The sequence below is a fragment of the Albidovulum sp. genome, from assembly GCF_049646345.1.
Classification (GTDB): domain Bacteria; phylum Pseudomonadota; class Alphaproteobacteria; order Rhodobacterales; family Rhodobacteraceae; genus Albidovulum.
Genome location: NZ_JBARVQ010000838.1, coordinates 1 through 9,901 on the forward strand (window position 1 = coordinate 1; position 9,901 = coordinate 9,901).

A 9,901-nucleotide genomic window follows, 5' to 3' on the forward strand; every position below is an offset into this window, starting at 1 on the left:
CACGTTCACGAAGTGCCATAGGATGTGGTTTGCCCATCACTGACCCCCATATCTGCCATACAGACAGGGAATCACAGATCAAGCATCGGGGGAATCCTGAATCTCGAAAACCGCAACACGCTCTAGACGGCATGCATTCTAAAACTTCGCCGCGACCGGCGGCGGCGTCACCGCCCGGCGCTTCAATTGCGCCTCGCGCCAGGTCATGTAGCTGATCGCTGCGATGATCATCGCTCCGCCCGCCAGAACCAGCGGATCGACCACTTCGCCAAAGGCGAACCATCCAAGCAGAGTCGCCCAGACGAGTTGCAGGAAGGTCACCGGCTGCGTCACCGTCAGGGGGGCCGCAGCAAAGGCCCGGGCCATCGTATAATGCCCGATCGTGGCAAATCCCGCGACCACGGCAAGCCAGCCTAACTGCTCCCATGTCGGCGGCACCCAGACGGCCCAGGCCAAAGGCGCTAGCCCGACCGTAACCATCAGCGCCAGAAGCGCGATGATCGTGCCGGGTGCTGCCAGCGCCGACAGGCGTTTGGCAAAGAGAAACGAAAGGCCGAAACAGATCGCAGCCCCCAATTGGCTCAGATGCCCCTCCGTAATCTCACGAAATCCCGGCCTGAGAATGACAACAGCCCCCACCAGCGCAATCGCAATCGCAGCCATGCGCCGGAAGGCCAGCTTCTCCCCCAGAAACAGCGCTGCCCCCACAGTGACAACGATGGGGTTGAGATAGCCGATGGCCGTGACCTCGGCGACGGGAATGCGCGCCATGGCGTAGAACCAGAGGACAACCGCCATCACATGCAGCACACCGCGCGTCAAAGCAAGCTTCCAGACCAACGGTGCGATCCCCCGCTTGAGGGCGGGCAACAGCATCGGGGCAAGGAAAAGGATGCCATAGACAAAACGGATGAAGGCCGATTGCGCCGCAGGCAGGCCGGTGCCGAGATGGCGCACCACGCCGGTCACGACGACGAAACAAAGCCCGGTGACCAGCATCCAGAGGATACCGGCGAGGGGGCGATTTTGATCCTGTGCAGTCATGGCGGCGACATGACCCGATCCCGCCACCGGTGGCAAGGTCAGAAAAGCGCGAGCCGCAGCGCGATCCCCGCCATGATCAGCGCGACGATCCCGTCGAGTATCCGCCAGGCGGCGGGCCGGGCGAAGACCGGCGCCAGAAGCCGCGCGCCATAGCCGAGCGAGAAGAAGAAGGTGAAGGAGGCAATCACGGCCCCCATCCCGAAAGCCGCCTCTCGTCCGGGATATTGCGCGGCAACAGAACCGATCAGCACGACCGTATCGAGATAGACATGCGGGTTCAGCCAGGTGATCGCGGCAAGGGTCAGGATCACACGCATGACGGCCGCCGTCCCCGCCGCGCGGGGCTGCAACGCCTCGCCGCCCTTGATCGCCGACCATGCCGCGCGCAGGGAATACAGCGTCAGAAACGCCACCCCGCCCCAGCGCAACACCTCGCCCAACCAGGGGGCGGCGGCACTCGCCAGTGCGAACCCCGTCACTCCGGCGCTGATCAGCACCGCGTCCGAAAGGGCGCAGAACAGGACAGAGATCAGCACATGTTCGCGCTTAAGCCCCTGCCGCAACACAAAGGCATTCTGCGCCCCGATGGCGAGGATCAGCCCCAGCGCCAGTTGAAATCCCGACAGTCCCGCAGCAAGCATCACGTTTCCTTTCGCAGCTTGCCTAGCGGGCGGCAGGGGCTTAATCAATTTAAAGATACTAACGTAAATTAAGACTGCCTAATGATCGACCCATCCCAGCTTCAAACCCTGACCGCGATCCTTGATACCGGTTCCTTCGACGCCGCCGCCGCCCGGCTCGGCGTCACGCCCTCGGCCGTGTCGCAGCGTCTGAAGGCGTTGGAGGACCGGCTCGGCACCGCATTGATCATCCGTGAACAGCCTGCAAGGGCGACCGAGGCGGGCCTGCGCCTTGCCCGCCATGCCGAGGATGTGCGGCTGCTGGAACAGGGGCTTGCCGCCGATCTTGGCGCAGGTCTTGCGGCAGAGCGACCGGTGGTTCGGATCGCGGTCAATGCAGACAGCCTCGCGACCTGGGTCTTGCCGGCGCTCGTCGCCGCACCTGATCTGCTCTATGACCTCGTCATCGACGATCAGGACCATTCGGCCGATCTTCTCAGGCGCGGCGAAGTGCAGGCGGCGGTCACCGCCCATGCCGCCCCGGTCACCGGCTGCGATTGCCATGCGCTTGGCGCATTGCGCTATGTCGCCACTGCCAGCCCCGGTTTCGTGGCGCGCTGGTTCCCGGACGGCATCACCGCCCAAAACCTTGCCCGCGCGCCTGCCATGACCTTCAACCGCAAGGACCGGCTGCAACGCGACTGGGCGGCGGCGATGGCCGGAAAACGCATCCCCCTGCCGAGCCACCACCTCGCCTCAAGTCAGGCTTTTGTCGAGGCCGCGCGGCTCGGCCTTGGCTGGGGCATGAACCCCGAACCACTGGTGCGCGACGACATCACCGGGGGCCGCCTTGTCGCACTTGCCCCCGACCGGCCGCTTGACACAGAGCTTTACTGGCAGGTGAACCGCCTGACCGCACGCGCGCTTGCACCGCTGACGACCGCGATCCGAAAGGCGGCCAAGACCAGCCTTCTGCCCTCGGAGTGACCAGCACTATGCGACCGCTTCAGTCGCCAGTTTGCGGATGCGCCCGATCATTGCCCTGAGCCCGTTCGAGCGCTGCGACGACAGATGTTCGTCAAGGCCAAGACGCCCCAGTTCGGCCCCGGCATCAACCGCCAGAACCTCGGTCACGGTCAGGTTGGAGTAAAGCGCATGCAGAACCGCGATCAGGCCGCGTACGATCATAGCATCGCTGTCGCCCTGAAAATCGAACCGGGCCGCTGCCCCCTGCCCTTCGATCCGCGGCAGGAACCAGACCTGACTGGCGCAGCCCTCGACCTTGGTCGCGGGCACCTGGAACGCCGCATCAAGCGGCGGCATTGCCTTGCCCAGTTCGATCACATGGCGATAGCGGTCTTCCCAGTCGTCGAGAAACTCGAATGTCTCTGCAATATCCTCGAAGGCTTCGGTCGCCATGATGCTCTCCGTATCCGCAGCCTTTGACCTAGTGGCAAAGCCCGGCAACGTCCAGACACCGGGGCCCCTTTTCACAACCCTCCGAATGGGCTAGGCAGAACGCGGGAGCTGGAAGGGAGCCGCCACGCATGAGATTGCCTGTCATCGGTCTGCTGATCCTCACGCTGACGCTGAGCGCCTGCGGCAAGGTCCGCGAAAGCCGCCTTAATCCGTTCAACTGGTTCGGACGGTCGGAAGTGGTGGAGGCACCCGCAGACGGCGTGGTGCCGGGTCGCCCCTATGACACGCGTATTCTGGTGTCTCAGGTCATCGATATGGAGGTCGCCCAGTATCCGAGCGGCGCGATTATTCGCGCAACCGGCCTGCCGCCGACCCAAGGCTGGTGGAAAGCTGACCTCGTTGCCGAGAATGGCGGGTTGCCGGTGGATGGCGTTCTGACCTATCGCTTCGTGATTGCCGAACCGCTGACGCCAAAGCCGGTCTCGACGCAGCAATCGCGCGAAGTGACGGCGGCGACGCACCTGTCCAACGTCAAGCTGGCCGATGTCCGGCAGATCGTCGTGGTCGGCGCCCAGAACAGCCGCGCCAGCCGACGCTAGTGGCAGGATCATAGGCCGCAGACTATTGCCGCATGTTTGTCCGCCTTGCGCCCTTTGCGTTCGTTGGGACGCGCCACGTAAGCCGGGCGAGTGCCTGCCCGTGGGGTGGCGCAGCGACCATTGTTCAGGGTGCTTTATGGCAGCAAAGCCCCTCTGACCTCATGCGATGCGCGCGGCCGCAAAAGCGCCAGCCCGCCGGGACGGGCAGGCGCTCGCCCGGCGCGCGTCGCGCTTGTTCCGGGCGAAAGAGGTACTTCGCGATGAATGCCAGTTCAGACCGGCACGACCCGTACTGCACCACCTTTGGCCGAGAGCGCGATCTCGCCCCGGCAAAGCCGCATCGCGTCACTGCCGAAGACCTCGCCGCGCCAGCCCTTGAGGGCCGGGACGGTTTGCTCACCGGCGGCCAGCGCGTCAAGATCGCCGGATGAGGCGATCAGCTTTGGCGCGACGCCTGCCTGTTCAGACTTTGCCTTCAACAGCACGCGCAACAGATCGGCCAGCGCGGTGTTGACCTGCAACTGTTCGCGGCTGGTATCGGGTTTGGGATAATCCTCGGGGCTGACTGCCATTCCGGCCTTCACCGCCGCGAGGATGCCCTCGGCAATGTCGGCCTTGCGGCCTTCGCGCAGCAAGAGCCGCGACCGGCCCAGCTCCTCGACCGTCGACGGTTTGGTCGATGCCAGTTCCAGAAGCGCGTCATCCTTGAAGACCCGGCTGCGCGGCACATTTCGCGTCTGGGCATAATCCTCACGGAAACGCGCAAGCTCGCGCACGATCGAAAGGAAGCGCCCCGAATTGGTCCGTGTCTTGACCCGCATCCAGGCCTCTTCGGGCCGGTTGGTATAGGTCTCGGGGTCAAGAAGCACCGCCTCTTCCTCTTCGACCCATTTCTGGCGTTCGGTGCGCCGCAATTCCTTGTCGAGAAATTCGTAAATCACCCGCAGATGGGTGACATCGGCAATGGCATAGGTCTTCTGCGCATCCGACAGCGGCCGACGCGACCAGTCGGTAAAGCGCGAAGTCTTGTCGAGCGACTGCTTGGCGATCTTGCGCACCAGCGTCTCGTATCCGACCTGATCGCCGAAACCGCAGACCATGGCCGCGATCTGGGTATCGAACAGCGGCTCGGGAAAGACATTGCCCTCGACAAAGAAAATCTCAAGATCCTGCCGGGAGGCGTGAAACACCTTCACCGTCCCCTTGTGGCGGAAGAGATCGTAGAGCGGCTCAAGCGAAAACCCCTTTGCCAGGGGATCGACCAGCACCGCCTCACCGTCCTCGCCGGGAAGCGCAAGCTGCACCAAGCACAACTTGGAGTAATAGGTGCGTTCGCGAAGAAACTCAGTGTCGACGGTGACATAGGGGCCTGCCTTGGCTTTCTCACAGAAGCTGGCAAGCTGTTCGGTCGTTGTAATCGTGCGCATTAACCATCCGTTTCGGTCGCGGGGTCATCCCGCTGGTCCGGCTGTCATATGCGATGCCGGGCAGTTTGAAAAGGCCGGGGGAGCTTCGTGCCGGAGTGGTGCATTTCCGCCATGAACGGGGGCTTAAGAAACCGTCTTGAATGCTATACAACTTCAGGTAGATCGAATCCAAAAAACCAGTCTATCCCGGTGGCACCACAACAAAGGAGTTCACTGTGGAACAATCGAAAATCCTGACCGCCAACTCGACCATCACCGCTTATGGCTTCGCCTCCGCTGCCTTTGCGAACGCCTATATCCGTATGGATGGACAGGGTATCACCCAGGGTGATCCGGCAGGTGCCGGTATCGTCAATGCGCAGATCGGCATGGGCCCGTGGGAACAGTATTCGCTGACCCCGCAGGCAAACGGCACCTTTGGCCTCGTCTCACGCCAATGGGACAACGTGGCGGTCCGGATGGGTGACAGGATGATCGCCGAGGGCCAGCGGTTGGTGAACTGCCAGTTCGGTGTCGGACCCTACGAGACCTACAAACTGCTGGTGACAGGTCCGAACCTCTTCACCTTCGAATCGACCGCCCATGCAGGCTGGTATCTGGCACTCGATACCGAAGGCCAGACCAAGCCGAACGGCGTGGGTGTGGGCAAGGTCTATGGCACCCAGACGCTGGATGCCAAGGCGCAGTTCCAGTTCATCCCGGGCACTTAAGCCAGGGTGACGGGCGTCCGATCTTCGGCCGCGAAACGCCGCAGGACCGCCGGATAAAGCCGGTGTTCCTGCACAAGAACCCGGGCGGCCAGTGTTTCGGCAGTGTCGCCCGGCGCGATGGGCACCAGGGCCTGCCCGAGAATCGGCCCGTCGTCGAGAACCGGCGTCACTTCATGCACCGTGCAGCCCGCTTCGGCATCGCCCGCATCGAGCGCGCGCTGATGGGTATGAAGGCCGGGATATTTCGGCAGGAGAGAGGGGTGGATGTTCAGCATCCGCCCCTCGAACCGTTCAACGAAGGCAGGCGTCAGAACCCGCATGAACCCGGCAAGGCAAAGGATATCAGGTTCGGCGGCAAGGATCGGTTTCAACAGCTCTGCCTCAAACGCCGTGCGGTCCGTGCCGAAGGGGCGGTGATCGACGGCAGCCGTTGCTATGCCCATCGCGGCGGCCTTCTTCAGCCCGCCCGCCTCTGGATCATTGGAGGCGACCAGAACCGGCCGCGCGGGGTGATCCCCCACCATACTTTCCACCAGCGCCACCATGTTGGAGCCGCCGCCGGAAATCAGGATCGCGACACGTTTCACAGAAGGCGGCCCCGATAGGCGACCCCCTGCCCTTTCGTCACATGGCCAAGCAGATGTACCGTCTCGCCCTCGGCCTCCAGCAAAAGCCGGATATCGGCGGCGCGGTCGGCGGCGACAACAACAATCATGCCGATGCCGGAATTGAAGGTCTTCAAAAGCTCCGCCTCGGCCATGCCTGCAGTTTCGGCCAGCCAGCGGAAGACCGGCGGCAGATCCCATGCGCCAAGATCAACCTCAGCGCCAAGCCCTTCGGGCAGGACCCGCGGCAGGTTCTCGGTCAGACCACCACCGGTGATGTGGGCAAGGGCGTGAACGCCCCCGGCGCGCACCGCCGCCAGCGCCTGTTTCACGTAAAGCCGGGTGGGCGCCAGCAATTCCTCGCCCAATGTGGCGGAGCCGAAGGGCGCCTTCGCATCCCAGCCGAGGCCCGACATCTCTACCACCTTGCGGACAAAGGAATAGCCGTTGGAATGGACCCCGTTCGAGGCGAGGCCGAGAAGCACGTCACCCTCTTCCACGCCTGCGGGCAGATCCTGCCCCCGCTCCATCGCGCCCACGGCAAAGCCCGCAAGGTCGAAATCGCCCTTGTGATACATGCCCGGCATCTCGGCCGTCTCACCACCGATCAGCGCGCAGCCCGACTGGGCGCAGCCCGTCGCAATGCCTTCGATGATACGGGTGGCCTGATCGACGTCGAGCTTGCCGGTCGCGAAATAGTCGAGGAAGAAAAGCGGCTCTGCCCCCTGACAGACCAGATCGTTGACGCACATTGCCACAAGGTCGATGCCGACCCAATCCACATTGCCGGTATCGATGGCGATACGCAGCTTGGTGCCCACCCCGTCGGTCGCGGCGACCAGAACCGGATCGCTGTAACCCGCCCCCTTCAGATCGAAGAGCGCGCCGAACCCGCCAAGTCCGGACATGGTGCCTGGGCGCTGGGTACGTTTGGCCGCAGGCTTGATCCGCTCGACAAGCGTATTGCCCGCATCGATATCGACACCTGCATCGGCATAGGTCAGGCCGTTCTTGATGGTCATGGCAATCCCCCGGAATCCGTCGCCGCCGCGATACCCGAAACCGGCCGCGGGGGCAACGCGCGATCAGCGCGAAACCCGCATCCGCGCGCCCTGTCGGGCACCGAACCCGAAGAAAAAGCGCGAAATGAATAGCGCAATGGCCGAGTAGACGAATAGCACGACAGCAAAAATCACAACCCCATCGGATTCTTCCGCCAAAAACTCCTGCATCGCGAGCCATAAAAGCTGAGCAAACAGCACACCTTGGATTGACGCAAACCACAAGGCAAAGCGCCATGCCTCCGGCGGTGCCGCCGCCCGACCGGTATGGCGCCCGAAACTCATCCCCGCCACGAGGGCCGGGATGAGGAGCGAGATGACAAGGCAGCCTGCGTAAAACAGCGCCGCGCCGGACCGGAACGCGATGCCACTCACGAGGAGCACCAGCGCCTCCGTCAGGATCAGCCCGAGAGCGTAAACAACAGTCACCCGCCAAAACCCAGGCATCATGCACCCTCCTTCACTCACCACTTAGTCTTGCCAGTCAGCCTGCGTAAAGGTGTTGACCCCGCCTGCGCCCGGGACGAAGGCGAAACGACAGACTGCTGAACGGGCCCGTCTACACCCCGCCACCTGCATCGGTCAGCGCATATCCCCGTCCGGCGCGGGCGATCCGGCAGAACCCGTCCCGACCCAGATGGGCGCCGAGAACGAGGCGTTCGCCACCTGCCAGGTCTTCAAGCATCGCCGTGCGAGTTGCCACGGCCTGATCCGGATCGGTGTCATAGATGACAGACCAGCCGGGGTTGGCCATCTGATAGGGCGGGTAATGCAGCAGATCGCCCAGAATCAGCGCCTCCTGCCCTCCACAGCGCAGCGTCAGGCCGATATGACCCGGCGTATGCCCCGGCAATGGCAGCACGGATATGCCCGGCGCAATGATCTGCCCTGCCGTCACAAGCCCGGTCCGCCCGGCGTAAGGCGCGACCGCATTCCGCGCCCGGCCAAAAGAGGCCTGATCGTCTGCGGTCAGACGGTCGAAGATCCCGGGATCATGCTTGTGACGCCATTCCCCGGCCGCGATCAGCAACCGCGCCCGCCCGAACCGCGCCGCGCCCCCGGGCGTCGAAAGCCCGCCATAGTGATCGGAATGCAGATGGGTGACCACGATCTGATCAATTTCATCCGTGGAGACACCCGCGTCGGCAAGGCTTTGATGGAAATGCCCGGTACCATCGGCGGACGCGGAGGGTGAGCTGGTATCGACAAGGGTTGTCACCCCGTCATGCCGGATCAGGAAGGCCGCCACCGGCAGGCGGACCGCATCGCCCGGCACATGGTCCAGCAATGCAGGGTCGAAAGCAGGAAAAATCGAATTCGGCATTTCCATCTGCCCGTCGGACAACCAGGTGATCGTCGCCGGGCCCAGCTGCAAGTGCCTGAAGGAACGTGTCACGGTCTGTCCTCACGAAATACAGTAAGCGTGCAGTGGTTCGCATGCTTGACCACGACGCGCCAGCCCCCTAATCAGTCTCAGGCCGGGCCTGTAGCTCAATTGGTTAGAGCAGGGCGCTCATAACGCCTTGGTTGGGGGTTCGAGTCCCTCCGGGCCTACCAAAACCATCAAGTATTTGTTTTTATTAACGTTTACAACAGCCCAAAGGGGGCTTGCCGTACCCCGAATGCCAAAAGCGGCCTACAATCCAGATGGCCCCGCAAACTCATGTCGAATCTGCTGGCCGACAGAGCCTTTCAAAACGGCCTGTCAGCGCATCGCCTCGATTTTCACCGACGCCCCAGCGGCAGCCCCAAGCAAAATACCCGTACCTCTCAGGCCGTCTTATACCGTTATTGCGGTTTTGACTGGCAGGTGGGCCCCGGCTTGGCTATGTCGGACCCGCGATCAGACCCCAAGGAGAGAATAATGTCCGATATCATCCGTCACGAGACTGGCAAGCGCATGTCGCCCGCCGTTATCCATAATGGCGTCATCTATCTTGCCGGCCAGGTGGGCGAGCCGACAGGCGATGCCACCAGCCAAACCCATGAGATTCTGGCCAAGATCGAACGGCTTCTGGCATTGTCGGGATCGGACAAGACCTGCATCTTGCGCGCCGAAATCTGGCTGGCCGATATGTCTGATTTCGACAAGAAGAATGCGGTTTGGGATGCCTGGGTTGCGCCCGGTCACGCCCCTGCCCGCGCCACCGGCGAATCCAAGCTTGCCACACCAGATTATCTGGTCGAGATCATCATCACGGCCGCACAGAAATAAGAAAAAGGGCTATCCGCCCCTTTAGGGGCGTCCATTGGGTTCGATCCAATGGACGCTTCTTGCGGGTTCGCGTCCCCCCGCGACCTGACAGGCTTAGCCTTTGAGGGCTTTGACCATCACGCAAAGAATTTCGAACATGATGGTTGCACCCAGATAGGCGGTATTACCGGATGGGTCGAAAGGTGGCGACACCTCCACCAC

Annotated in this window: 13 protein-coding genes and 1 tRNA gene; 5 read left to right on the forward strand and 9 right to left on the reverse strand. The window is 62.8% G+C overall.

All coding sequences use genetic code 11. From position 1 onward, the window contains the following. Positions 1-138: 138 nt before the first annotated feature. Together WBB85_RS21980 and WBB85_RS21985 are read right to left on the reverse strand one after the other, a co-directional pair. Entirely contained in the window at positions 139-1,044 is a 906-nt protein-coding gene (locus WBB85_RS21980; RefSeq protein WP_432640705.1) for a DMT family transporter, read from the reverse strand. Between the two features lie 38 nt (positions 1,045-1,082). Next, positions 1,083-1,685, reverse strand: coding sequence for a LysE/ArgO family amino acid transporter (locus WBB85_RS21985; protein ID WP_432640706.1), 603 nt, complete (start codon positions 1,683-1,685; stop codon positions 1,083-1,085). Positions 1,686-1,766: 81 nt separating this feature from the next. Here WBB85_RS21985 and WBB85_RS21990 point away from each other — a divergent pair, with 81 nt between their 5' ends. Then, positions 1,767-2,651 carry a LysR family transcriptional regulator ArgP gene (locus tag WBB85_RS21990; RefSeq protein WP_432640707.1) on the forward strand — a complete coding sequence of 295 codons (885 nt, stop codon included), beginning with the start codon at positions 1,767-1,769 and terminating at the stop codon, positions 2,649-2,651. A gap of 6 nt (positions 2,652-2,657) precedes the next feature. Here the strand turns inward: WBB85_RS21990 and WBB85_RS21995 are convergent, their stop codons facing one another. Further along, the gene (locus WBB85_RS21995; protein WP_432640708.1) at positions 2,658-3,083 is read right to left on the reverse strand and encodes a SufE family protein; all 426 of its coding nucleotides are present in this window, start codon (positions 3,081-3,083) and stop codon (positions 2,658-2,660) included. Positions 3,084-3,211: 128 nt separating this feature from the next. Between WBB85_RS21995 and WBB85_RS22000 the strand changes: the two genes are divergently transcribed. Further along, complete coding sequence (locus WBB85_RS22000; RefSeq protein WP_432640709.1) at positions 3,212-3,682, forward strand: hypothetical protein; 471 nt, start codon at positions 3,212-3,214, stop codon at positions 3,680-3,682. Between the two features lie 272 nt (positions 3,683-3,954). Here the strand turns inward: WBB85_RS22000 and rnd are convergent, their stop codons facing one another. Continuing rightward, a complete protein-coding gene (gene rnd, locus WBB85_RS22005; RefSeq protein WP_432640710.1) occupies positions 3,955-5,109 on the reverse strand; it encodes a ribonuclease D in 1,155 nt (384 codons plus the stop codon). A gap of 215 nt (positions 5,110-5,324) precedes the next feature. Here rnd and WBB85_RS22010 point away from each other — a divergent pair, with 215 nt between their 5' ends. Continuing rightward, a complete protein-coding gene (locus tag WBB85_RS22010) occupies positions 5,325-5,819 on the forward strand; it encodes a fascin domain-containing protein (RefSeq protein WP_432640711.1) in 495 nt (164 codons plus the stop codon). Here WBB85_RS22010 and purN read toward each other — a convergent pair. The 4 genes from purN to WBB85_RS22030 form a co-directional block, all read right to left on the reverse strand. Continuing rightward, entirely contained in the window at positions 5,816-6,406 is a 591-nt protein-coding gene (purN, locus tag WBB85_RS22015) for a phosphoribosylglycinamide formyltransferase (protein ID WP_432640712.1), read from the reverse strand. The two genes, WBB85_RS22010 and purN, sit on opposite strands and share 4 nt — an antisense overlap. Further along, positions 6,403-7,446: a phosphoribosylformylglycinamidine cyclo-ligase gene (purM, locus tag WBB85_RS22020; protein WP_432640713.1), complete on the reverse strand. Its 1,044-nt coding sequence runs from the start codon at positions 7,444-7,446 to the stop codon at positions 6,403-6,405. Before purM ends, purN begins: the two co-directional genes overlap by 4 nt. 63 nt (positions 7,447-7,509) lie before the next feature. Continuing rightward, the gene (locus WBB85_RS22025; RefSeq protein ID WP_432640714.1) at positions 7,510-7,935 is read right to left on the reverse strand and encodes an ABZJ_00895 family protein; all 426 of its coding nucleotides are present in this window, start codon (positions 7,933-7,935) and stop codon (positions 7,510-7,512) included. A gap of 109 nt (positions 7,936-8,044) precedes the next feature. Next, positions 8,045-8,881 carry an MBL fold metallo-hydrolase gene (locus WBB85_RS22030; protein ID WP_432640715.1) on the reverse strand — a complete coding sequence of 279 codons (837 nt, stop codon included), beginning with the start codon at positions 8,879-8,881 and terminating at the stop codon, positions 8,045-8,047. Positions 8,882-8,965: 84 nt separating this feature from the next. Here WBB85_RS22030 and WBB85_RS22035 point away from each other — a divergent pair. Continuing rightward, a tRNA-Ile gene (locus WBB85_RS22035) sits at positions 8,966-9,042 on the forward strand. A 307-nt stretch (positions 9,043-9,349) separates the two neighbouring features. Further along, entirely contained in the window at positions 9,350-9,700 is a 351-nt protein-coding gene (locus WBB85_RS22040) for a RidA family protein (protein WP_432640716.1), read from the forward strand. Between the two features lie 93 nt (positions 9,701-9,793). Here the strand turns inward: WBB85_RS22040 and WBB85_RS22045 are convergent. Continuing rightward, a partial coding sequence (locus tag WBB85_RS22045) for an arginase family protein (RefSeq protein ID WP_432640717.1) occupies positions 9,794-9,901 on the reverse strand: 108 nt, incomplete at its 5' end.

Bases quoted from the DNA above. Each gene is read 5' to 3' on its own strand.
- WBB85_RS21980 (WP_432640705.1), bottom strand. From the start codon at position 1,044: ATGACTGCACAGGATCAAAATCGCCCCCTCGCCGGTATCCTCTGGATG.
- WBB85_RS21985 (WP_432640706.1), bottom strand. From the start codon at position 1,685: ATGCTTGCTGCGGGACTGTCGGGATTTCAACTGGCGCTGGGGCTGATC.
- WBB85_RS21990 (WP_432640707.1), top strand. From the start codon at position 1,767: ATGATCGACCCATCCCAGCTTCAAACCCTGACCGCGATCCTTGATACC.
- WBB85_RS21995 (WP_432640708.1), bottom strand. From the start codon at position 3,083: ATGGCGACCGAAGCCTTCGAGGATATTGCAGAGACATTCGAGTTTCTC.
- WBB85_RS22000 (WP_432640709.1), top strand. From the start codon at position 3,212: ATGAGATTGCCTGTCATCGGTCTGCTGATCCTCACGCTGACGCTGAGC.
- rnd (WP_432640710.1), bottom strand. From the start codon at position 5,109: ATGCGCACGATTACAACGACCGAACAGCTTGCCAGCTTCTGTGAGAAA.
- purM (WP_432640713.1), bottom strand. From the start codon at position 7,446: ATGACCATCAAGAACGGCCTGACCTATGCCGATGCAGGTGTCGATATC.
- WBB85_RS22025 (WP_432640714.1), bottom strand. From the start codon at position 7,935: ATGATGCCTGGGTTTTGGCGGGTGACTGTTGTTTACGCTCTCGGGCTG.
- WBB85_RS22040 (WP_432640716.1), top strand. From the start codon at position 9,350: ATGTCCGATATCATCCGTCACGAGACTGGCAAGCGCATGTCGCCCGCC.